At 42.0% G+C, this 21,998-nt stretch carries 24 protein-coding genes; 16 read left to right on the forward strand and 8 right to left on the reverse strand.

The features are described 5' to 3' along the window. Complete coding sequence (locus JU57_RS08395; protein WP_037959562.1) at window positions 1-588, forward strand: phosphoribosylanthranilate isomerase; 588 nt, start codon at window positions 1-3, stop codon at window positions 586-588. Next, window positions 585-1,388 carry a 3'-5' exonuclease gene (locus JU57_RS08400; RefSeq protein ID WP_037959565.1) on the forward strand — a complete coding sequence of 268 codons (804 nt, stop codon included), beginning with the start codon at window positions 585-587 and terminating at the stop codon, window positions 1,386-1,388. Before JU57_RS08395 ends, JU57_RS08400 begins: the two co-directional genes overlap by 4 nt. On the opposite strand, the gene JU57_RS08405 is transcribed toward JU57_RS08400, so the two are convergent. From JU57_RS08405 to uvrB, 3 genes are all read right to left on the reverse strand, one after another. Continuing rightward, window positions 1,369-1,893, reverse strand: coding sequence for a gamma carbonic anhydrase family protein (locus tag JU57_RS08405; protein WP_037959567.1), 525 nt, complete (start codon window positions 1,891-1,893; stop codon window positions 1,369-1,371). The two genes, JU57_RS08400 and JU57_RS08405, sit on opposite strands and share 20 nt — an antisense overlap. Window position 1,894: 1 nt before the next feature. After that, window positions 1,895-4,006, reverse strand: coding sequence for an RNA degradosome polyphosphate kinase (locus JU57_RS08410; protein WP_037959569.1), 2,112 nt, complete (start codon window positions 4,004-4,006; stop codon window positions 1,895-1,897). A gap of 83 nt (window positions 4,007-4,089) precedes the next feature. After that, window positions 4,090-6,066 (reverse strand): excinuclease ABC subunit UvrB, encoded by a 1,977-nt coding sequence (gene uvrB / locus JU57_RS08415; RefSeq protein ID WP_037959572.1) that lies wholly within the window; start codon window positions 6,064-6,066, stop codon window positions 4,090-4,092. Between the two features lie 66 nt (window positions 6,067-6,132). Here uvrB and JU57_RS08420 point away from each other — a divergent pair, with 66 nt between their 5' ends. From JU57_RS08420 to JU57_RS08455, 8 genes are all read left to right on the forward strand, one after another. Then, window positions 6,133-6,366, forward strand: coding sequence for a hypothetical protein (locus JU57_RS08420; protein WP_037959574.1), 234 nt, complete (start codon window positions 6,133-6,135; stop codon window positions 6,364-6,366). Further along, window positions 6,363-6,581: a hypothetical protein gene (locus tag JU57_RS08425; protein ID WP_037959577.1), complete on the forward strand. Its 219-nt coding sequence runs from the start codon at window positions 6,363-6,365 to the stop codon at window positions 6,579-6,581. The genes JU57_RS08420 and JU57_RS08425 overlap by 4 nt, the downstream gene beginning before the upstream one ends. Before the next feature lie 80 nt (window positions 6,582-6,661). Continuing rightward, complete coding sequence (locus JU57_RS13765) at window positions 6,662-7,180, forward strand: type II secretion system protein (RefSeq protein ID WP_051906731.1); 519 nt, start codon at window positions 6,662-6,664, stop codon at window positions 7,178-7,180. After that, the gene (locus JU57_RS08435) at window positions 7,180-7,668 is read left to right on the forward strand and encodes a prepilin-type N-terminal cleavage/methylation domain-containing protein (protein ID WP_294876810.1); all 489 of its coding nucleotides are present in this window, start codon (window positions 7,180-7,182) and stop codon (window positions 7,666-7,668) included. Before JU57_RS13765 ends, JU57_RS08435 begins: the two co-directional genes overlap by 1 nt. Window positions 7,669-7,672: 4 nt before the next feature. Beyond that, window positions 7,673-9,508 carry a primosomal protein N' gene (locus tag JU57_RS08440; protein ID WP_037959579.1) on the forward strand — a complete coding sequence of 612 codons (1,836 nt, stop codon included), beginning with the start codon at window positions 7,673-7,675 and terminating at the stop codon, window positions 9,506-9,508. A 52-nt stretch (window positions 9,509-9,560) separates the two neighbouring features. Then, window positions 9,561-10,625 carry a flavodoxin-dependent (E)-4-hydroxy-3-methylbut-2-enyl-diphosphate synthase gene (gene ispG / locus JU57_RS08445; RefSeq protein ID WP_037959582.1) on the forward strand — a complete coding sequence of 355 codons (1,065 nt, stop codon included), beginning with the start codon at window positions 9,561-9,563 and terminating at the stop codon, window positions 10,623-10,625. Next, window positions 10,622-13,069, forward strand: coding sequence for a replicative DNA helicase (dnaB, locus tag JU57_RS08450; RefSeq protein WP_051906733.1), 2,448 nt, complete (start codon window positions 10,622-10,624; stop codon window positions 13,067-13,069). The genes ispG and dnaB overlap by 4 nt, the downstream gene beginning before the upstream one ends. Before the next feature lie 2 nt (window positions 13,070-13,071). Next, complete coding sequence (locus JU57_RS08455) at window positions 13,072-14,334, forward strand: ComEC/Rec2 family competence protein (protein WP_037959584.1); 1,263 nt, start codon at window positions 13,072-13,074, stop codon at window positions 14,332-14,334. On the opposite strand, the gene JU57_RS08460 is transcribed toward JU57_RS08455, so the two are convergent. Genes JU57_RS08460 through JU57_RS08470 form a run of 3 tightly spaced genes read right to left on the reverse strand, consistent with a single transcriptional unit; the run spans window position 14,296 to window position 17,279 of the window. Beyond that, complete coding sequence (locus JU57_RS08460) at window positions 14,296-15,099, reverse strand: YihY family inner membrane protein (protein ID WP_037959587.1); 804 nt, start codon at window positions 15,097-15,099, stop codon at window positions 14,296-14,298. The two genes, JU57_RS08455 and JU57_RS08460, sit on opposite strands and share 39 nt — an antisense overlap. After that, window positions 15,100-16,479 (reverse strand): FAD-linked oxidase C-terminal domain-containing protein, encoded by a 1,380-nt coding sequence (locus JU57_RS08465; RefSeq protein WP_037959590.1) that lies wholly within the window; start codon window positions 16,477-16,479, stop codon window positions 15,100-15,102. Beyond that, complete coding sequence (locus JU57_RS08470) at window positions 16,467-17,279, reverse strand: plasminogen-binding N-terminal domain-containing protein (RefSeq protein ID WP_294876817.1); 813 nt, start codon at window positions 17,277-17,279, stop codon at window positions 16,467-16,469. The genes JU57_RS08465 and JU57_RS08470 overlap by 13 nt, the downstream gene beginning before the upstream one ends. 156 nt (window positions 17,280-17,435) lie before the next feature. Between JU57_RS08470 and JU57_RS08475 the strand changes: the two genes are divergently transcribed. The 3 genes from JU57_RS08475 to JU57_RS08485 all read left to right on the forward strand — a co-directional run bounded on the left by JU57_RS08475 (window position 17,436) and on the right by JU57_RS08485 (window position 20,206). Further along, window positions 17,436-18,608 carry a peptidoglycan DD-metalloendopeptidase family protein gene (locus tag JU57_RS08475; protein ID WP_037959593.1) on the forward strand — a complete coding sequence of 391 codons (1,173 nt, stop codon included), beginning with the start codon at window positions 17,436-17,438 and terminating at the stop codon, window positions 18,606-18,608. 61 nt (window positions 18,609-18,669) lie between these two features. Continuing rightward, window positions 18,670-19,632, forward strand: a complete 963-nt coding sequence (corA, locus tag JU57_RS08480) for a magnesium/cobalt transporter CorA (protein WP_037959595.1) — start codon at window positions 18,670-18,672, stop codon at window positions 19,630-19,632. A 4-nt stretch (window positions 19,633-19,636) separates the two neighbouring features. Continuing rightward, the gene (locus JU57_RS08485; protein ID WP_037959597.1) at window positions 19,637-20,206 is read left to right on the forward strand and encodes an NUDIX domain-containing protein; all 570 of its coding nucleotides are present in this window, start codon (window positions 19,637-19,639) and stop codon (window positions 20,204-20,206) included. A gap of 14 nt (window positions 20,207-20,220) precedes the next feature. Here the strand turns inward: JU57_RS08485 and JU57_RS08490 are convergent, their stop codons facing one another. Then, on the reverse strand, window positions 20,221-20,670 hold the full coding sequence (locus JU57_RS08490; RefSeq protein WP_051906735.1) for a TOBE domain-containing protein: 450 nt from the start codon (window positions 20,668-20,670) through the stop codon (window positions 20,221-20,223). A 76-nt stretch (window positions 20,671-20,746) separates the two neighbouring features. After that, complete coding sequence (locus JU57_RS08495) at window positions 20,747-20,944, reverse strand: hypothetical protein (protein WP_037959600.1); 198 nt, start codon at window positions 20,942-20,944, stop codon at window positions 20,747-20,749. A gap of 154 nt (window positions 20,945-21,098) precedes the next feature. On the opposite strand from JU57_RS08495, the gene JU57_RS08500 reads away from it, so the two are divergent. The 3 genes from JU57_RS08500 to JU57_RS08510 all read left to right on the forward strand — a co-directional run. After that, window positions 21,099-21,455 (forward strand): type II toxin-antitoxin system RelE/ParE family toxin, encoded by a 357-nt coding sequence (locus JU57_RS08500; protein WP_037959632.1) that lies wholly within the window; start codon window positions 21,099-21,101, stop codon window positions 21,453-21,455. Next, complete coding sequence (locus tag JU57_RS08505) at window positions 21,448-21,663, forward strand: hypothetical protein (RefSeq protein WP_037959602.1); 216 nt, start codon at window positions 21,448-21,450, stop codon at window positions 21,661-21,663. Before JU57_RS08500 ends, JU57_RS08505 begins: the two co-directional genes overlap by 8 nt. A gap of 107 nt (window positions 21,664-21,770) precedes the next feature. Next, the coding region (locus JU57_RS08510; protein WP_037959605.1) for a hypothetical protein at window positions 21,771-21,998 on the forward strand (228 nt) is incomplete at its 3' end.

Below are 21,998 nucleotides of genomic sequence, written 5' to 3' on the forward strand. Positions count from 1 at the left end.
ATGTGGGTTAAAATTTGTGGTATCACCAACCTTGAAGATGCTCTATGTGCAATAGACGCTGGAGCAGATGCACTTGGATTTGTTTTTTATGCGAAGTCTCCTCGCTACATTACGCCCCAAAAGGCGAAAGCCATTGCGGAGCAACTCCCTTTACATGTAAAGAAAATGGGGCTATTTGTGGATGCGACGCCAGAGGAAATTAGCCTTACATGTAAAGAGGCGCAGATGGACATGGCGCAGATTCATTTTGAAGTGGATGATGCGTTTTTAAATGCCCTTAAAGTGCCATATTTACGTGTTGTACGTGCTCAAAAAGCTTCGGATATTGTACAGTATAAAGGTTTGATTAGGCTTGTGGATGCGTATGTGGAGATCTTTGGCGGAACAGGAAAACAGATCGATCTTGCATGGTTTGAACATGCCGATTGTGAGAACATCATCTTAGCAGGCGGTCTGAGTCCTGAAACGGTTGCACAGATCAAACCTTTAGGCTTTTACGGCGTGGATGTGAGCAGTGGCGTGGAAAAAAGCAAGGGCATTAAAGATCATGCCAAAGTCAGTGCGTTTATTCAAAGAGCCAAAGCGTGAGAGCCTTCGATAGTTACATCCAGAAGATGACGCAAAAGCCTATTTTTCACAAAGAGTTTTTTGCCAAAATGCACACGTTTAAAGAGTTAGAATGTGTGGATGTTGAAGACCTCTCAATGCTCAAACTTTTAGGACTTCCCATCACTAAGTACAATAATTATGCCTTTACGCTTGAGACGCTCACGACACCGATCACGCAGGGAAAATTTTGCATCGTGGACATTGAAGCCAATGGCAGTAAACCCACCCTGCACCAAATCATCGAAATTGGCGCGGTGATGATTGAAAATGGCAAAGAGGTGGCAGAATTTTCTTCATTAGCCAAAGCCGATGTTTTGCCTGATAGCATCGAACAACTCACCGGCATCAGCCTTACCGAGCTTCAAAGTGCTCCTTCTCTGAGCTCCGTTTTAGAGGCGTTTCGCCTGTTTATCAAAGATGCGGTCTTTGTAGCGCACAATGTCAATTTCGACTACTATTTTATCTCCTATTCACTCGAACAAGCAGGGTTTGGTCCACTTTTGAACCGTAGACTTGATACGATTGATTTGGCAAAAAAGTGTATTGAAGCACCCAAATATGGGCTTGGAGCACTGACGGATTATCTTGGAATTGGCTTTGAAAACCATCACCGAGCACTCTGCGATGCCAAAGCCACGGCACAAGTCTTTTTTAAAGCACTGGAAAAATTACCAGAGGAAGTGCAAAGCGTTGAGCAGTTGATTGCCTTTACCAAACCGCACAATCAAAAAAAGAAGAAAAAAGAGAAGGCAACGAAGCCTACTGATACATCGCTTTAAATTTCACGTAATTATCGGCGGAATGGTAAAGCGATGCGACCTCTTCATCACTCAGTTCGCGTACAACTTTGGCAGGATTGCCCATAATCAGTGAGCGTGGTGGGAAGATTTTGTTTTTTGTCACCAATGAATTCGCCCCAACAATCGACTCTTTGCCAATCACGGCTCCATCAAGAATGGTCGCGCTCATGCCGATCAAACAGGCATCTTCGATGCTACATCCGTGCAGCATCACACGGTGTGCGATGGTTACATTATCGCCGATGGTGGTGGCAAATCCATCACTGCGATCGGCTTTTTTAAAGTGGGTGACGTGGATCATACTGAGGTCTTGAATTGAGGTTCGTTTGCCAATGGAGATGGAGTTTACATCGCCTCGGATAACGCAGCCAAACCAGATAGAACTTTCTTCACCGATGCACACGTCACCGATGATGTCCGCACTGGGGGCTATAAAAACATCCGAAGCGATGCAAGGCTTTGTACCTTGAAACTCCACAATCATCTTAGCTCTCTTTAAACAAACGACGTGCGAGTTTTTCAGCTTTGTGCGAGCTCGTGTCTTTCTTTTGCGCTTTGTAAATTTTATTCATATAGTCTTCCAACACCGTATGGTTATTGATAGAACGCTCTTCGGTTGGCTGAACTTCGGTGTAATCGCCGTTGTTCTCTAGGTTCCAACTGAGCACATTGTCATTGAGTTGGAGTTGCAAAATTTCAAAGAGTTTTTGTTGCAACGCTTTATCAAAAATCGGTGTCATCAACTCCAATCGTCGCTCAAGATTTCGAGGCATCCAATCGGCACTGGAGATAAACGTTGGTGTTGGATCGCCATGCTTAAAGTAAAAAATACGCGCGTGTTCTAGATATTTTCCGATGATAGATTTGACTCGAATATTTTCACTAATGCCCTCAACGCCTGGACGTAAACAACAGATACCACGTGCGATAATATCAATCTGAACGCCTTGCATCGAAGCGTTGTAGAGTGCTTGAATCACATCAGGGTCAACCAAAGAGTTCATTTTCACAATGATCCGACCCTCTGCGCCATATCGAGCTTCATTGTTGATCAAGCTAATGACTTTAGGCTTAATCTGCGTTGGTGACATCGAAAGGGTGTCAAGTTTTTTATGCTTGGAAAAGCCCGATAAAATGTGGAAAAACATCGTGCCATCTTTCGCAAAATCTTCTTTACATGTAAAGAAACTGGTGTCGGTATAGATCTTTGCGGTCGAGCCGTTGTAATTTCCTGTGCTAAAGTGCATGTAAAATTTTAGTTTCCCATCTTCTTCTTGGCGAATCACTTGCGCGATCTTGGCATGGACTTTAAAGCCCGTGATGCCGTACACCACGTGTGCTCCTGCTTGCTCCAACGCTTTCGCCCAATGCAAGTTATTCTCTTCATCAAAGCGCGCTTTAAGCTCCACAACGGCGGTGACTTGTTTGCCTTCATTGGCTGCATCGATGAGCGCTTGAACGATTTGGGAGTTTTTCTCCACGCGGTAGAGTGTCATGCGCATCGAAACGACTTTAGGATCTTTAGACGCCTCACGGATCAGTCTTAAAACCGGATCAAAACTCTCATACGGATGAAAAAGCAGCACATCGCCTTTATCGATCACTTTAAAGACAGACTCATTGCTGTCAAAGGGTGGCAATGTTTTGGGATTGTACGGAGGCAAGGCGAGATGCGAAAAATCTTTATTGCCCACGATTTGCCAAAGTGCACCAAGATTGAGAGGAATTTTGTACATGTAAATATCTTTAAAGAAGATTTGCATGTGCGAATTTAGAAAATTGAGCAGATCAGGATCGGCTCCTTCTTGGATGTTCAGACGTACAAAAGCCCCTTTACGACGGAGTTTTAACCCTTGCTCCATGATCATCATAAAATCATCAGCTTCTTCTTCTTCGATGACCATATCGGCATTTCGTGTGACTCTAAAGGCAGCAGATGCGACCAGTTTGTAGCCAGGGAAAATCTCTTCTGCATGTTTGCGAACAATCGTTTCAATCGGCACATACGTATGATCACCTGCTTGAAAAAAGCGTGGAAGAACGCGTGGAATACGAATCATGCCGTATTTATAATTGCCTGCTTCATCGCTTTCGTTGTCTTGCAATTTGACTGCAAGCGAGAAACTGAGGTTGTTCAGGTGCGGAAACGGGTGCGTTGCATTGACGGCAATCGGGACGATGACAGGCAAGATATTGGAGAAAAAATACTCATCCGAAAGCTTTGCTAAAGTAGGACTAAGCGCGTCATAATCGGTAATAAACAGGTTCTCTTTTTCAAGATCTTTAACGATCTCTTCGTAACTGCTCTGAATCACCTCTTTTTCGCTAGCAAGGTAGCTTCTGATTTCACGAAGTTGATCCAGAGGTGTTTTTTGATCCGCTCCTGTTTCGATGACACCGGCACTAAAGAGTTGTTTAAGCCCTGCCACGCGAATCATGTAGAATTCATCAAGGTTGGTAGCATAAATAGCTAAAAATTTGAGTCGTTCAAAAAGAGGGAGCTCTTTTTTGAGGGATTGAGAGAGGACTCTTGTATTAAATTTGAGCCATGAAAGCTCGCGGTTAAGGTAAAGGCTAGAGTCAGTTAAATCAGGCACGTTTTATCCTTTTGTAAAAGTGGATTATTTTATCAAAAAAAAGTTATAAAAAGGTAACAACACAGAGGGCGTCGATAAAACATCTACATCTTTTTGAGCTTCTCGATTTGATCGCGTAGTTTTGCCGCTTTTTCAAACTCTAAAATCTTTGCCGCTTCGTGCATGGCTTTGGTCAGCTCCGTGATGATCTTCTTCTTTTCACTCGGTGGAATCTTCTCTTTTTTATCAAACGTGTTGTAGATGTCGGCATGTTCTTCGAGTTTAAGATTTTCATCCATTTTGCGTGTCGTACTGGTGGGTGTGATGCCGTGTTCTTTATTGTAAGCTTCTTGAATCGCACGCCTTCTTAGCGTCGTCTCTATCGCTTTTTGCATCGAGTCGGTGATCTTTTCTGCAAACATGATGACTTTACCATTTAGATTTCGAGCCGCACGTCCCATCGTTTGAATGAGACTCGTTTCGGAACGTAAAAAACCCTCTTTATCGGCATCTAAAATGGCTACAAGGGAGACTTCTGGTAGGTCAAGTCCTTCACGAAGGAGGTTAATACCCACAAGCACGTCAAATTCCCCAACACGCAAAGAGCGAATGATCTGGTTGCGCTCGATGGCGTCGATGTCGGAGTGCATGTATTTGATCTTGATGCCCAGATCGGCGTAGTAGCGTGTGAGCTCTTCTGCCATCTTTTTAGTGAGCACGGTTACAAGCACTTTTTCATCTTTACATGTAACCTCTTTGATCTTGTCAAAAAGGGTTTCCACTTGGTTTTTACTGCTTAAGATTTCGACTTCAGGATCAAGCAGACCTGTCGGTCTTATGATCTGTTCAGCAGTGTTGTCACCACTAAGCTCTAGCTCCAACTCTTTGGGTGTCGCGCTGACAAAAAGGTAGCGTGGTGCTTTGTGGATGAACTCATCAAACATCAAAGGACGGTTATCAAGCGCACTGGGAAGCCTAAAACCGTACTCGACAAGCACTTCTTTACGACTGCGATCACCTGCGAACATACCCCGAAATTGCGGAAGACTGACATGGGATTCATCGACGATAACCAGATACTCCTTATTCATCGCTTCAAAGTAGTCAAACAGCGAATAGGGCGTAGCCCCTGGCTCGATGCCAGTGAGGTAACGCGCATAGTTTTCAACGCCTTTACAAGCACCCGTAGAACCCAACATCTCAAGGTCAAACTCGACACGTTGTTTGAGGCGTTGGTACTCGACCAATTTGTCCTCTTTTTTGAAATATTCAAGCCGTTCACCTAACTCTTGTTCGATGGATTTGATCGCTTTTTGAAGCCTTTCGTGCCCGACGATAAACTGGTTTGCGGCGTAGATAACGACTTTATTGAGATGTTGCAGTTTTTTGTTGAGGAAGACCTCAAAATAGTTGATGCTTTCCACTTCATCACCAAAAAATTCAACACGAATCGCCTCTTCTTCACTGTAAGCGGGGTAAATGTCAATAACATCGCCACTGACTCTAAAACACCCACGGTCAAAAAAGGTGTCATTGCGTTTGTAGCCCATGTCCACAAGGCGCAAAAGAAGCTTCTTTTGGTTGATGGTATCGCCTTTTTCAATGACTTGTACCATCTCTTTGTATTCGCTCGGATCGCCCAATCCGTAGTTAGCCGAAACGGAAGCGACACAGATGACATCATCAAAACTAAGTAAAGATGCGGTGGCACTAAGCCTCAAGCGTTCTAACTCTTCGTTGATGGAGCTGTCTTTTTCGATGAAAAGATCACTGCGTGGAATGTACGCTTCAGGCTGATAGTAGTCGTAATAACTGATAAAATACTCCACATGATTTTTAGGGAAAAAGCCCTTAAATTCGCTGTAAAGTTGTGCCGCAAGGGTTTTGTTGTGCGTCATGATGAGGGTTGGCATCTTAAGTTTCTGGATGATCTGCGCCATCGTGTAGGTTTTACCACTTCCCGTCACGCCGATGAGGGTTTGGTAACGACTTCCTTTTTTAATGGACGCAACAAGTTTATCGATGGCTTGCGGTTGATCGCCCGAGGGTTGATAGGGACTTTCTAAATAAAATTCACTCATAGTTGATACTTTTCCCATTATTTTGTTACAATTATACCAAACAACGCTACACAAAAAGGCACTCGCATGTTTGAAGAAGAGAGAAACATTAGCACATTAAGCCAAAAGATAACGGAACTTTTGGAAAAATACAAAGACCTTCAGGCTCAAAATGAAGCCTTGCGCCAAGAAGTTATCAAAGCTAAGGCATTGGCGGAAGCTAAAAATGTGCAGATTGCCAAATTAGAGCAAGACTTAATCAATAAAGATGTTAATTCAGATGATCTTCTCAGTAAAATCGAAGCAGTGCTCGGTCGATGAGTAAAATAACCATCAGTCTTGGTGGCAAAGACTTTGACATCAAGCTAGAAGGTGCCTTTGCGCTGCAGTTTGAAGCCGACTTTAAAGAGCAATTTAAAGGCAAAAGCACGATCGATCCCAAAGAGTTACTCTACGCCTATGTCGGCAAATGCTACGATAATTTTATGCTAGAAGAGGAAGTTACCAAACTGTTACATCAAATGGACGAAATTTAAGTCTAGCCTAAAAAAAATTGTACTAAAATCGCTTCACGTGGTCAATAAGTGTATTGGCTAACACAAAACAAGGAGTTAAGATGAAAAAAGGTTTCACGATGATCGAATTGATCTTCGTCATTGTTATTTTAGGTATTTTGGCAGCTGTGGCGATTCCAAGATTGGCAGCAACGAGAGATGATGCAAAAGCTGCAAGCATTAAGTCAGATGTTGGTACAGCACTTACTGCAATTCCTGCTTGGTATCAAGGTCAAAAGGATGTTCGTATTGCTCAAGCAATGCAAATTGATACAAGTAGTTGGACTAAAAATAGTGATGTTTCATATACATGGAAAGATGGAACTAACAATTGTATTACAATTGCTATCCATGATATGAATCAAAGTTCAACAGATGGTACTTGGACTGATAATAACATAGCACTTTCAGGTACAGACTTTAATGCTTCAAATGGTGCTTGGTTATCTACTGCAACTGGTTCTCCAACATTAAGAATCATCAAAGCAGGAACAACAGGTACAATTTGTTCAATGTTATGGAACGATATGGGTTTAACAGAACAAAATATTAGCATGGGTGGTCAAAAAGTCAAATGGTAATGAGTTCGAAAACTCACTATTCTAAGCAGAGCGGAATTCGCTCTGCTTTTACAATGGTAGAACTTGTTTTTGTTATTGTTGTGCTTGGTATTCTTGCCGCTGTTGCAATACCAAAGCTTGCAGTTAGTCGTGATGATGCTGTAATGGTAAAAGGAAAATCTCAAGTTGCTGCAATTCGTAGTGGTATTTCTCTTTTAAGGTCTCAACGATTGCTAGAAGGTAATACAACAGCTATTTCCTCTCTTGACAACAATGCAAGCACATCAGAAGGTCAAACACTTTTTTACGGTGCAACCGCAGGCAATATTTTAGAATATCCGCTTATTTCTAAAAATAGTGATGGTAACTGGATGAAAACAGGTGCAAATACGTATAATTTTATCATCGGTGGTCAGGCAATCCCTTTTACGTACAATGCTACTACAGGCTTTACCTGTGATACAACCAATGCTTCAACGGGTGCAAATTGCAAAGCATTAACTCAATAAACGTGTGTTTTACTATCATATTGCTCTTTTAAAATCTCCTCTTTCGCCTTTAACCTATCAGTCTGAGGAAAACTTTCCTCTCGGTGCAGTGGTTGAAGTCACACTTTCAAAACGCACCATACAAGGTGTTGTGGTTGCTTCGGTTAAAAAACCTTCGTTTGAATGTGCGTCTATCTTGTTTACATGTAAAACATTTTACCCTCACAAAACACTTGAATTGGCTCGTTTTATTGCGGAGTATTATGTTTGTTCTCTTGGCGAAGCATTAAATCTTTTTGTTCCTCATTCTCCAAATGCTTTACATGTAAACGAAAAAAATACGACAGATATTACGCTTTCAACCGAACAAGAAAAGGCGTATGACTTCATACAAGTACATCCTACATCGCTTCTTTTTGGCGATACCGGAAGTGGCAAAACAGAGATTTATATGAAACTCTTTGAGCAGACCATCAACGAAGGCAAACAGGCGATTTTCTTGCTTCCTGAAATTGGTTTAACGCCTCAGATGAAAAATCGTTTGAAACATCATTTTGGAAAACATGTTGCTATTTGGCATTCTAAAATCACTGCGAAGAAAAAAGAACAGATACTCAGTGATATTCACGAGGGGAAAATTTCCATTATCGCGGGTACGCGTTCAGCGCTTTTCTTGCCGTTGCAACACTTAGGTTTGATCGTCGTGGATGAAGAGCATGATGAAAGCTATAAGTCAGGAAATCGTCCTCGTTACAACGCTAAAGATTTGGCACTTCTTTTTGGTCAAAAACTGGGGTGTAAAGTGCTTTTAGGCTCCGCGACACCTACATTAACGAGTTTCTACAAAGTGCCAACCTTTAGGCTTAAGGGGACATTTTTTGAGTCACAAAGTTACATCATGTACGACGATGGCGAGCATGGATTGAGCTTTAAGATGACCCAAGCGATCCAAAAAGCATTGAATGCACACAAGCAAGTCATCGTTTTTTTGCCGACACGCGCGAACTTTAAGTACATTACATGTAAACAATGTGGCGCCAATGTCGAGTGTCCGTTTTGCAGTGTGGGCATGAGCATTCACCACAATATGAATGCGCTGAAATGCCACTACTGCAACTACACCGAAGTGATTCCCAAAGCCTGCCCCAAATGTGGATGCGAAGAGATCGTAGCAACGCGTATGGGAACGGCGGAAGTGAGTCAAAAACTAACAGAGCATTTTCATGAGCATGTGGTACAACAATTTGACCGCGATGAGGTGCGAACAGAGAAAAAACTCTCTGAAATTTTGAGCGATTTTAATGAGCACAAGATCGACATTATGGTCGGCACACAGATGCTCAGCAAAGGGCATGATTACCACGGTGTGGGGCTTGCCGTCATTTTAGGTGTGGATGCACTGTTGGGAATGAGTGATTTTAGATCGCGCGAAAAAACGCTTGCCTTGGTATTGCAAATCGCAGGGCGAGCAGGGCGAAAAGGGTATGGCGAAGTGCTGATTCAGAGTAAAAACAGCGAATTTTTTAAGCAGTATTTGGGTGATTTCGAGCAGTTTTTAAAGGATGAATTGGTGTTTCGAAAAGGGCTTTATCCGCCCTTTAAAAAAATGCTGAGGCTCATGAGCGCGCATGTCAAAGATGAAAAAGCCAAAGAACTGATCGATAAAGTAGCGCTCATCGCGCAACGTTTTCCACAGGTCGAGGTTGTGGGATTTGGCAAAGCCAACATCGCTAAAATTGCCAATAAATACCGCTATGAACTCCTTGCACGCAGTGATTCCAGCAAAGCCTTACTTGAGTTGGCCCATGCCGTTAAACTTTTACATGTAGAAGCTGACATCGATCCGTTATCCTTTTCTTAATATCAAAAAGATATAATCCATCCATAAACTAATGTACAAAAAGTGATAAACAATGATCAAACGATACCCAACCAAACAAATTTTTGTTGGCAATGTGCCCATCGGTGGCAATGCTAAAATTCCTGTGCAGTCGATGACCTTTTCAAAAACACACGATGTGGAAGCAACCGTGGAGCAAATTCGCCGTTTGCATTTTGCAGGAGCTGACATCGTGCGTTTAGCCGTACCCGATTATGACGATGCGCACGCACTTAAAGCGATTAAAGAGCGTTCCACGTTGCCTATCGTGGCGGACATTCATTTTAATTACCGTTTGGCATTGATCGCCGCGGAAGTGGTGGATTGTATTCGCATCAATCCAGGTAACATTGGCAATAAAGAGCGCGTTAAAGAGGTCGTCAAAGCGTGCAACGAGCGCAATATCCCGATTCGCATTGGTGTGAACAGTGGAAGCTTGGAAAAAGAGTTCGATGAGAAGTATGGCCCTACGGCGAAAGGGATGGTCGAATCGGCGCTGTATAACATCAAATACCTTGAAGACCTTGGTTTTACGAACATGAAAGTCTCGCTAAAAGCGAGCGATGTGGAGCGCACTGTAGAAGCGTACCGCATGCTGCGCCCTTTGGTGGAGTACCCATTCCATCTTGGCGTTACGGAAGCAGGAACCTTGTTTCATTCAACGATTAAATCTTCCATTGCGTTAGGGTCACTTTTACTCGATGGCATTGGGGATACGATGCGTGTTTCCATCACAGGAGAGCTTGAAGAAGAGATCAGAGTGGGACGCGCCATTTTAAAAGACAGTGGTGTGGAAGCGGAAGGTTTAAACATCATCTCATGCCCAACGTGCGGACGTTTGGAGGCCAATTTGGTCAATGCCGTAGCCGAAGTAGAACGTCGCACCAAACATATCAAAGCACCACTTAATATCTCGGTGATGGGATGCGTGGTCAATGCTATTGGCGAAGCCAAACATGCCGATGTCGCCATTGCCTTTGGCAAAGGGCAGGGGCTTGTGATGGTCAAAGGCGAAGTGGTTGCCAAACTCAAGGAAGAAGACCTCGTCGATAAATTTTTAGAAGCGGTTGAGCTTGCTGCCAAGGAGTACAAAGCATGAGCAATCTGCACAATGTGAACATAGAGCGCTCCGTTCTTAGCTCCATTTTATTTAACCCTGCAACGTTTGAAGATGTTGCGGCGGTCATTGGCGCGAAAGATTTTTACCTGCCAAGCCATCGGTATATTTACGAAGCGATGGAGGCGTGCGAGAGGGAAGATCTGCCGATTGATGAGGAGTTCATCAAGAAAAAGCTCAACCAACAAGGGCGTTTTGATGAAGACGCGATGTTGGAGATTCTCTCGACCAATCCTCTGCCTGCGACGAAAGCGTATGTGGAAGAGATACGCGAAAAAGCGATCAAGCGAGAGTTGGTACAGCTGACCAGTGACATCAAAGAGATCGCGGTTGAGAAAGATTTGCCTTCAACTGAAGTGGTCGATTTAGTGCAACAAAAGCTCTACCAGATCACGCAAGAGAGTGGCACCAAAGAGTTTCGTGAATCCCCTGAGATGACGCACGCGACTATCGCGCACATTCATGAAATGAAAAAGCGTGGCAATTCAGGCGTTGTTGGTGTGGACAGTGGTTTTGCTGAAATCAACCGTTTAACCTCAGGTTTTGGTGAAGGCGATCTCATCATCGTTGCGGCAAGACCGGCGATGGGTAAGTGTTTAGCCAAAGGTACGAAAGTGCTGATGTACGATGGTATTTTGAAAAATGTTGAAGATATTGAGGTGGGCGAGCTCTTGATGGGCGATGATTCAACGCCACGCAAAGTACTCTCTTTAGCACGTGGTAGAGAAAAAATGTACTGGGTGAGGCAAAATAAGGGGATCGATTATCGTGTGAATGAGTCGCACATTCTCTCCTTAAAACGTTCACGCAATGAAGGAAAGCATACGCATGGCGATGTTTTAAATATTTCGATTCGTGAGTATCTTGGCAAAAGTAAAAAATTTAAAAGCAACTATAAAGGCTACAAAGTTCCTGTCAAATTTATGGAAAAAGCGTTGGCGATTGAGCCTTATTTTTTAGGATTGTGGTTGGGGGATGGCAGGAAATCAGACGTGCGCATTGCGACGCAAGATGAAGAAATTGTGGCGTATTTGAGTGACTATGCGACGCGCTTAGGATTCGGCGTGAGTCAATCCAAAGACGATGGAAAATGCCCAATGTACGCCATCGTCAATGTTGACAACACCAAAAAAGAGAGTTTGCAAGCCACCATACGTCAACTGGGGCTCATTGAAAACAAGCATATCCCACAGGAGTATCTTGTCAATTCAACGCGCAATCGTTTGGAACTTTTGGCAGGACTTTTGGACAGCGATGGTCACTATGATGCGCAGTGCAATGGTTATGAGATTACGCAAAAAGACGAGCACCTTGCTAGGCAGATTAAATTCTTAGCTGACACTTTGGGGTTTAGAACCTCATTGAAAGAAAAAGAGGCTACGATTGAACGCATAGGCTTTACATGTAAGGTGTATCGCGTGCGAATTTTTGGCAATGTCGATACCATTCCTGTGAAAATTAAGCGCAAAATGGCTGAGCCATGGCGTGTAAAACGCAGTTGGAATCAAACAGGGATTCAGGTTGAATTTGATCAAGTCGATGACTATTACGGTTTTGAAATTGATGGCAATAGCCTCTTTTTGCTCGAAGATATGACTGTAACACACAATACGGCTTTTTGTTTGAATTTGGCGCAAAATGCGTTAGATCGTGGTAAAGGCGTTGCGATCTTTTCGCTTGAGATGCCAGCGGAGCAGTTGATGCTTAGGATGCTCAGTGCGAAGACGTCCATACCGCTTCAAAAGCTCAAAGTGGGCGATATGGGTGATGAGCAGTGGGGAAGACTCACGAGTGCTGCGGATGAGATGAGTAAACGCAAATTTTTTGTGGATGATAACGGCTCTGTGGATATTCATAAAGTCAGAGCGAAGCTTCGCAAACTCAAATCGCAACACCCAGAAATTTCCATGGCGATCATCGACTATTTGCAGTTGATGAGTTCGGCTGGAACGAGAGACAGACATATCGAAGTCAGTGACATCAGTCGTGGACTTAAACTGTTGGCGAGGGAGCTGAACATCCCTATCATCGCACTCTCTCAGCTTAACCGTGGGCTTGAAGCCAGAAGCGATAAACGCCCGATGCTGAGCGACCTTAGGGAATCAGGTGCGATTGAGCAAGATGCCGACATGATCTTATTTGTCTACCGTGACGATGTTTACCGCATGCGTGAAGAGAAAGAGAAAGAGCAAAAAGCCAGAACTGAGGGTAAAGAGTACAAAAGTGACTTTTTTGAAAAACCAGAAGAGTCAGCCGAGGTTATTGTTGGAAAAAATAGAAATGGACCCGTTGGCGTGGCGAATTTGATTTTTCAAAAGGCGTGTACGCGCTTTGTGGATGGCGGTAAAAATTCTATTCCGATTGAAGTCGTCCAATACAATGCCTCGATTTCCCAAGAGGCGAAGATTAGCTTGCCTCCCTTGTAACCATGTTAAACGTACCACTCTTTGTCAGTAAAAAGGAATTTTTTCTGACACTGATAGTGGTGCTTTGCATTGCGTGTATCTCCCTTTCCATCGAGTTTTACCACTTCAAAAAACTGACGCATGAATCGTTACATGTAAACACGGCAACCGTTCTCAATCACTATACGAAAACGAATGAGAAAGGGCGCACTTACGATGTTTTCAAGCTCAAACTAGATGGCAGTGGCGCGGAAGTTTATACCACGTCGTGGCGCGTCAGCTCTATACCGATAAAAAGTCGTGTTAAAGTCAAACTCAAAGTGGATAAAGTCACATTTTACGACTACCTTAAAGGTTTTTTTGCTCCATCACTTGCCTTGTATGAAATCTACGAAGATAACCCACCGTTTGATGTGAAGCCACTGTATCGTTTCATCGAAAAGCAACATGAGAGTGAAAAGATAGCGGAGCTTTACAAAACGCTTCTGTTTGCCACGCCTATCTCCAAAGAGTTGCGAGAAGAGGTGCAAAAATGGGGCATTTCGCATTTGATCGCCATTAGTGGCTACAACGTGGGCGTCATCTCGTTTCTGCTTTTTTTCTTCCTCAAACCGCTGTATCAGTTTTTTCAAAGTCGTTATTTTCCGTATCGCAATGCCACAGCGGATTTGACCATGGTGGTATTGGTTGTTTTATTTGGTTACATGGTTATCATCGATTTTGTGCCTTCGTTTTTGCGTGCCTTTGCGATGAGTGTTTTAGGATTTTTTATCTATTCACGAGGGATTAAAGTGCTCTCTTTTGAGATGCTGGGGCTTACAACACTAGGGCTTTTAGCGCTTTTCCCTAGCCTTGTTTTTTCGCTCTCCTTTTGGTTTTCGGTGGCAGGAGTCTTTTACCTCTTTCTCTTTTTACACCATTTTGAAAGCCTCAATCGCTGGGTCTTGCTTGCCATCATCGATTTGGGTGTTTTTTGCTTAATGGTTCCTATCGTGCACACCTTCTTTCCTGTCTTTACCTTTTTACAACTCACGTCACCGCTTTCAAGTCTCGTGTTTATCGTCTTTTATCCACTGGGTGTGCTTTTACATGTCATTCATTTAGGCGGCATTTTAGATGGTTATTTGCTGGAATTCTTACATGTAAAAACGGGGAGTTATCTTCTGAGCTTTCCGTGGTGGGTTTTGGGAGTGTATGTGGGAGCTTCGCTTGTTGCGATACGCTACAAATTTGCGCTGTATGCTTGTTTAGGCTTTGCTGTTCTCGCGCTCTTTTTCATTCAATAAAAAGCAGAATTTCAGACCATAAAGGTAAATAAACCACGAAAAGTAGATCCAGAGGAAGAAGAAAAGTAGAATGCTAAACGAGCCGTAAATGCTCAGATACGTTTTATTGTAGCTTACATAATAGACAAAAAGAATTTTAGAGACATACCAAAAAAGGGAAGCGACAAACGAGGAGAAGAGGGCACTTTTAAGGTGAATTTTGATTTTAGCGGAGACAGAATACATGATAAAATACAAAAGCCAAACAATCAAATAGGGCGAAAAGCGTACTAAATTGATGGAGCTTGTGACATCACTTTGATCCAAAAATTCTTGCACCACGGCTGAGCTGTAAAAAAAGATGATGAGCCCAAGTGGCATTAAAGTGACCATCGTCCAGTAGGTTGAGAGCGCTTCCCAAAAACTGCGTGAGGGAATCTCAAAGATTTTACTGACGATTTTTTCATAGTCTAAAAAGAACATGATGGAGATGTACAGCACAAAGATAATGCCTACCACACCCATGTTGCTCGTATTGGCGATAAAATCTCGTAGATAGCCAATCATCACATCTTGTTGGGTTGGAATCAGTGAGCTAAAGATAAAGCCTTGCAATTTTTCGTAGTAAACCTCAAAAAGAGGTAGTTTGGTAAAGATACTGAAGGTAATGAGAAGAATGGGGATCAGCGCTAAAATGGTGTGAAAACTCAAAGAAGAGGCGTAGTGTGCAAGCTCAACGTCTCTTAACTTTTTGAAAAATTCAACACCATGTTTAGTGCTTAACAATTAAAGTCCCATTTTGGCAGGATTTAAAATATTATTAGGATCAAACGCTTTTTTGATCGAGCGGAAAAGCTCCATTTCACCTTCGCTAAATGCAAGGTGCATAAAAGGCGCTTTACTCAGCCCAATGCCGTGTTCTCCACTCAGCGTGCCACCCAAGGCTACGGTTGCTTTAAAGATCTCTTCGATTGCGTGATGTCCGATCTCAAGCTGTTTAGGATCACTTCCATCGACCATGACGTTGGTGTGAACATTGCCATCACCCGTATGCCCAAAACACGGCACCGTGACGTTGTATTTTTGCGCAATTTCACCAATGGCTTTAAGAAGTGCTGGCAGTTTGCTACGAGGAACGGTAATGTCTTCGTTCAGTTTTTTGCTGCCGTAAATCGTGATGGATTGGCTCGCATTGCGTCTGGCAAACCAGAGATTTTTGGACTCTTCAGGCGTGGAGGCTCTTTTTAAGCCACTACAACCATTTTCCAAAAACGCTTGTTCGATGATGTCAAGCTGCGCTGTAAGTTCTTCTTGGGTGTTGCCATCCACGTCGGTGATGAGAATCGCCCCTGCCTCTTTGGGTAAGCCTTTGTTGAACTTTTGCTCAACAGCACGAATCGAATAGTTATCTAAAAATTCCATTGCGACAGGCGTAACGCCTGCTGCCATTGTTTTATAAACAGCATTCATCGCATCATCTACGCTAGGGAAAATGCCCATAGCCGTTTGTGACATTTTAGGTTTTGCGATGAGTTTTAACGTGATCTCCGTGATGCACGCTAATGTGCCTTCACTGGCAATAAGAATGCCTGCGATGTTATAACCTGCGACATCTTTAATGGTACGTTTACCTGCACGAATGATCTCACCATTGGGTAAAACAGCACGCAATGCCATCACATAATCTTTCGTGATGCCATACTTTGCCGCACGCATACCGCCTGCATTTTCACTGACATTACCGCCAATGGTGGAGTACTCTTCACTGGCAGGATCGGGTGGATAAAAAAGTCCTCGCGCTTCAACGGCTCGTTGCAATGCCATGTTGATGACGCCAGGTTGTACCACGGCGACCATGTTTTCCATATCAATCTCTAGGATCTTATTCATATGTTTTTCAAACGCTAGGATGATGCCACCGTTTGCAGGCAATGCACCTCCTGTAAAGCCACTTCCCGCACCTCGGGGTGTGATGATAATGCGGTGTTCATTACAATACTTTAAAATCTCGCTAACATCGTTTTCATCTCTTGGAAACAAAACAGCATCGGGCTCGTAGCGTGTACGAGTAGCATCGTAACAATAGGCGATCAAATGGGCTTTGTCGTCATAAACGTTCTCTTCGCCTAAAAGAGTCTTGAAATAGTCGATATTTACTCTTTCCATTGAGTGTCTTTTCTCTCTACGATGTCAAAAGGTAATTTTAAGATAATGCCATCCATCCCAGCACCTTTAAGGGTGTTAGTTTGACCTAGAAGGTAGGCATAGTAGTTGTTGTATTCGGCAATCGTTCCACTGTCCCAGTTAAACCATGAAGAGTCAATCTGTTTATTGATACGTGAATAAAACGGCAGCATCGTCTCGCCACTGCTTTTAACATCGATACTTTGAACAATATGGAAGTTATGGCAATCCACAAAGAAACCTTTGTTCTCAATGCCAAAGAAGATGATCGATGCCGCATTTTGGTAGCATGCTTGTTGGAAGATTTTTTTATCGGGATTTGGACGGTAGAGTTTTGCTAAATAGGCTGCAACGATGTCAGGATGAATCCATGTAATCGTGTTGAAGTTTTTAGTGACTTCGTTGTAAACACTTTGGTTTGGCACGATAATCAAGGCACGATCGTAAAGGTAGTTAATGATGACTTCATCGCCCACAGCAGGTTTAACGCCTGTATCTGGGAAAGCACCTTGGGCGAGCATCTCAAACTTTTCAGCTTTTAAAACCGCTTTGATTCCATCTTTACTGATAACATCAACGCGTGCGATAATGGTTGTATGCGTTGCATCAAACTTATGGCTGACAACGCCGCTTGCTCCGAGTACAAATTCTGGTGAATCAGGGATCACAATTTGTTTTTCATTTGATTCTAAAACGGTTGTTTTGAACTCTTTAAAAAAAGATTGAGCCTCTGCAAATGAGGCAAACAAAAACAGACACATAACCAAAAATAGCTTGTTCAACGGGAACTCCTTGAAGGGTTTATAGTAGCCCTTTTATTTTATGAGAGTGATTATACTATAACTGTTTTAAAAAAACTTATTTTTATCTAAAGTGAGTCTTTTAGGCATTTTGTAAGATTTGTTCCGCTAAAATCGAAAAAGAACTCGGAGGTGTAAATGGCAAAAATCATTATAATTTTATCTCTTTTTGTAGCGTTTGCATCTGCTTCATACGTCGAAGAGTTGAAGTGGCCCAAAGGCGAAACGTTCCTGACATTTTTAGAAAAAAGTCATCTCCCTTCCTCCATTTATTACACCTTAGACAAAGAAGAGCAAGAGTTAGCAGCTGAGATTGTAGCAGGTGTGAAATACCAGGTTCTCAAAAGTGAAGACAACGCGTTAGAGCAAGTTTTGATTCCTATCGGGGAAGAGCTTCAAATGCACATTAAAAAGATAGACGACAAGTTTATCATGGAAATTACTCCCATTCTTCTCCAAGAAGAGAAGCGCTCATTAGCGATAGAGATTCAAAACTCACCTTACATAGACATCCTCAATGCCACGAACAGTTACGGTCTTGCCAATGAATTTGCCCAAACCTTTAGAGGTGAAGTGAACCTTCGAAACCTTCAAAAAGGGGATAAACTCGTACTGGTGTACCAGCAAAAAAGGCGTCTTGGAAAGCTTTTTGGTTCTATTATCATCGATGTTTCAATGGTGGAGACGGCAAAGAAAAAAAATTACATCTTTTTTTATAAAGAGAACTATTACGATCCTAAAGGGCAAGAGCTCGATAATTTCTTACTTGCATCGCCTGTGAATTACACGCGTATCTCCTCTGTTTTTACTCAAAAACGGTGGCATCCGATTTTGCATAAATACCGTGCACACTTAGGCGTCGACTATGCGGCAAGGGTTGGAACACCTGTGAAGTCAGCTGGAAGTGGCAGAGTCTTGTTTGTCGGTCAAAAAGGTGGCTATGGCAATACCATCGAAGTGAGTCATGCTAGCAGCTATAAAACACTCTACGCACATCTGAATGGTTTTGCTAAAGGGTTACGCCGTGGGCAAAATGTCAAACAAGGACAAGTCATCGGCTATGTGGGCAATACAGGGCTTAGCAGCGGACCGCATTTGCATTTTGGTCTGTACCGCAGTAATGTGGCGATTAACCCTGCTAGTGTCGTTAAAATCGCGAAAAGTGCACTCAGTGGTAATGAACTTAAAGCCTTTATAAACTATACTAACGATCTCAGAAAAAAAGTTGAAAATGCTCAAGAGAGCGATGAACCTGTTTATAAAGAGGAAAATTTTAACCTTGCTTATCCTTTTGAGCCAAAACAGAGTTAGTCTTTACATGTAAACAATATGCAACCGTTTTGCGATAGAATAAAAAGAAAAAGAGTCCTCCATGATACGATGTTTTTTTAGAAATAGTAATAAGCTTGAAGTGATCACAGATTTGAGCGAATTTGATGATGACGAAGACAAAAAGAGCAAAGTCGTATGGCTTGATATGCTGCTTCCTACCAGCGAAGAGATCGTGTTTGTTGAGAAGATATTTGGTATCGATTTTCCAACAAAACAAGAGTCTGAAGAGATCGAGATCAGTTCGCGTTACTGGGAAGAGGACAAAAAAATTGAGATCAACAGCTTCTTTTTGATCGCCACGGAAGAGAGTGCGCACAATGAAACGGTTTCGTTCATCCTCCAAGGCAATTTGCTGATTTCCATTCGCTATAAAGAGCTCAAAACCTTTGAAGAATTTAGTAAGCGTTTTTACTATGCCCCTCGTGAATTTAAAAACGGTTACTACATCTTTTCACAGCTTTTAGACATCAGGATCGACGCGGATGCGGACATCATCGAAAAGCTTTCCAAAGACATCACGCGTCTTCGCAAGCACGTTTTTACCGACTATACCAATGATGATGAAGAGATGTTGGAAAAAATCTCCTCCTTTGAAGATCTGAACATGAACATCCGTGAAAACTTGATGGATAAACAGCGCATCCTCACCTCGTTTATCAAATCCAACAAATACGATGACAGCTCCTTGCGTGCTGATATTGTCATTATGTTAAAAGATATTAAGTCGTTGATCGATTACACCGAGTTTAACTTTGAAAGGCTTGATTATTTGCAAAACATCTTCGTGGGTGTTTTGAACATTGAGCAAAATAAGGTCATCAAAATCTTTACGATTATGAACGTTATCTTTCTTCCGCCAACGCTGATTGCGAGTATTTATGGTATGAACTTTAAGATTTTGCCAGAACTTGATTGGCAGTTTGGTTATGCGTTTTCGCTTGTTTTGATGGTGCTTTCTGCGATTACGCCGATTGTGATTTTCAAGAAAAAAGGGTGGATTTAAGCGTATGAAACATACGATTGAAGTTTTGCGCATTGAAGAGTGTACCTACTCAGACTATATCAAGCCTAAAAGTATGTATTACAGACACAACGATGTTGAAAAGCGTTGGGATATTGTCGATACGCATGACAGCGTTGCGATTTTGCTCTATCACAAAGCGCTTGACTCGTTTGTGTTTGTCAAACAGTTTCGACCGTCTATTTACCTAAAAAATCACGATGGATTTACCCATGAACTCTGTGCAGGCATTGTCGATAAAAATAAAAGCTTCATCGAAATCGCCCAGGAAGAGGTTTTGGAAGAGACGGGGTATGATGTTTCGATCAAAGACCTTCAAAAAGTCACCGCATTTTACACTGCCGTTGGTTTTGCCGGCGGACTTCAAACGCTCTATTTTGCGATTATTGATGAAAGCATGCGCGTAGGAGAGGGGGGAGGCATCGACTGTGAAAATATCGAAGTCGTTTATGTCAAACGCGAAGATACTTTAGCGTTTATGTTCAACGAAGCCAATGCCACCACATCAGGCTTGATGTTCGCGCTGATGTGGTACTTTAAAACCTTCGAAAAATAGTTTACATGTAACGCTTAGTTCGCGCCTACTAAAATGCTAGAAGCTTTGATGATGGCATAAACAGTGTCGCCTTTGGCAAGGGAAAGCTCTTTTTTCGCATCTTCAGTTACGATAGCCGTGACATTCAAACCACCAGCCGTAGCGATAATAACCTCACAATTCACAGCACCATCTTTGATCTCAGAAATAGTCCCTTTGATTTTATTGCGAGCACTGACCGCTAAGGCGATGTCTGCTTTTGCAAGAAGAACACTTTGCGCTTTAAAGATACACACAGCCTCAGAACCCACTTTTAGACCCAGTGATACAACCGCACTGTTGGTGATGACCGAAACGATTTGGTCGCCACCTGTCGTTGCCACAATCACTTCACTGTTGACAGGACCATTTTTGATCTCAGAGACTTTTCCAACGATTTGATTTCTTGCACTTATTTTGATAACAGACGTCCTTGGGTTAATCAATCAAGGTTACCCTTGATGGTTAATAAAATTATCTCATAGAGTGTTATGTAATGTCAATTGGCAACGGTGCTGTTTTTTAAAGTATAGAATTCTCTTGAGACGGCGCATTTTTCAAATTTCGAGCGCGTTTTTGAGCAATTTTATCAAACGAGATATACGAAGCAAAGCACTTAAACGTGAGGTAATACAACGACCCAATCACCACAATAATGCCCATCGTCACAAGAAAACTCGAAAATACAGCCGATAAAAATATAGAATAAACCTCACTCATCGTAAACCTCCTCAAAGAATTAAGGAGAGTATATCGTAGTATTTATAAAAATATAATGATAGGATGATTTGTTTTTCATCATGTGGAAGCGAAATGCTTTACATGTAAAAGGTCTGAAGCAAAAAACAAAATAAACTTTTGCTATAATATTTTCATGTATAAAGTAGAATTTGTCGAACTTGACACCAAAAAACCATTTATAGAGTTTATGGCTACTTTAGAAAAAAATGAAGTAGCGAAAATCTTTGCTTCGATTGACAAATTTGTTGAGCTTAAAAATGCTAATTTACCTGTAGGTGAAAATTTATCTAAAAAACTAGATGACGGCATTTTTGAGATACGAGTGAGTTTGCCCAATAAAATAGTCCGAAATTTATACTATTATGTAAGCGGTCAAAAGATTATTATTACACATGGCTTTGTTAAGAAAAGTCAAAAAACTCCGAGTTCTGAGATAGCAAAAGCAAAAGAACTGAGGAGACAATACAATGAAAGGATGTCGTATGAGTAACTATGAAAAACTCAAAAAAAGCTATATGAATGATGCTGAATTTGTCAAAATGTATGACGATGCCAAAACACAAGTGGATTTAGAAAACGAAGTGCAATACATCAAAGACAAAATTCACACCAACGACGCTTCTTTCAATCTCATAAATGCGCTTGATACCTTGCAAAAGCATATTGTTGATTATACACAGAAGCGAAAATTAGCTTGAAGCTTGGAATGATGTAATACTTTAAATCCTACGAACAATAGCTTTACATGTAAAGTTATTTATATTTTGATTGAAATTAAAAGTTTACTTTATCTTGAAAGAGTAACATGTATAAAATCATTCAATTTTTTAGTTTAGCATCTCAAAAGATAGCAATTATTTCTCTTGTCTTGTGGTTTATGTCTTTATGGAGCGTGGCTTTAGTATCATATGAGGGTGATACAATAGTAGGATTCCCTATTGTAATGCTAGGTTTTTTAGGAGGAAATTTTGCATGGTTCGTAAATCCATTGCTACTTTTTTTATTCTATAAACCCAAACTGCTAGTTAAACAG

This window comes from Sulfurospirillum sp. SCADC, from assembly GCF_000743525.1.
Lineage (GTDB): Bacteria > Campylobacterota > Campylobacteria > Campylobacterales > Sulfurospirillaceae > Sulfurospirillum.

Bases quoted from the DNA above. Each gene is read 5' to 3' on its own strand.
- JU57_RS13765 (WP_051906731.1), top strand. From the start codon at position 6,662: ATGAAAAAAGGTTTCACGATGATCGAATTGATCTTCGTCATTGTTATT.
- JU57_RS08420 (WP_037959574.1), top strand. From the start codon at position 6,133: ATGTTTGAAGAAGAGAGAAACATTAGCACATTAAGCCAAAAGATAACG.
- JU57_RS08475 (WP_037959593.1), top strand. From the start codon at position 17,436: ATGGCAAAAATCATTATAATTTTATCTCTTTTTGTAGCGTTTGCATCT.
- corA (WP_037959595.1), top strand. From the start codon at position 18,670: ATGATACGATGTTTTTTTAGAAATAGTAATAAGCTTGAAGTGATCACA.
- dnaB (WP_051906733.1), top strand. From the start codon at position 10,622: ATGAGCAATCTGCACAATGTGAACATAGAGCGCTCCGTTCTTAGCTCC.
- JU57_RS08455 (WP_037959584.1), top strand. From the start codon at position 13,072: ATGTTAAACGTACCACTCTTTGTCAGTAAAAAGGAATTTTTTCTGACA.
- ispG (WP_037959582.1), top strand. From the start codon at position 9,561: ATGATCAAACGATACCCAACCAAACAAATTTTTGTTGGCAATGTGCCC.
- JU57_RS08425 (WP_037959577.1), top strand. From the start codon at position 6,363: ATGAGTAAAATAACCATCAGTCTTGGTGGCAAAGACTTTGACATCAAG.
- JU57_RS08465 (WP_037959590.1), bottom strand. From the start codon at position 16,479: ATGGAAAGAGTAAATATCGACTATTTCAAGACTCTTTTAGGCGAAGAG.
- uvrB (WP_037959572.1), bottom strand. From the start codon at position 6,066: ATGAGTGAATTTTATTTAGAAAGTCCCTATCAACCCTCGGGCGATCAA.
- JU57_RS08405 (WP_037959567.1), bottom strand. From the start codon at position 1,893: ATGATTGTGGAGTTTCAAGGTACAAAGCCTTGCATCGCTTCGGATGTT.
- JU57_RS08435 (WP_294876810.1), top strand. From the start codon at position 7,180: ATGAGTTCGAAAACTCACTATTCTAAGCAGAGCGGAATTCGCTCTGCT.
- JU57_RS08485 (WP_037959597.1), top strand. From the start codon at position 19,637: ATGAAACATACGATTGAAGTTTTGCGCATTGAAGAGTGTACCTACTCA.
- JU57_RS08495 (WP_037959600.1), bottom strand. From the start codon at position 20,944: ATGAGTGAGGTTTATTCTATATTTTTATCGGCTGTATTTTCGAGTTTT.
- JU57_RS08500 (WP_037959632.1), top strand. From the start codon at position 21,099: ATGTATAAAGTAGAATTTGTCGAACTTGACACCAAAAAACCATTTATA.
- JU57_RS08505 (WP_037959602.1), top strand. From the start codon at position 21,448: ATGAGTAACTATGAAAAACTCAAAAAAAGCTATATGAATGATGCTGAA.
- JU57_RS08395 (WP_037959562.1), top strand. From the start codon at position 1: ATGTGGGTTAAAATTTGTGGTATCACCAACCTTGAAGATGCTCTATGT.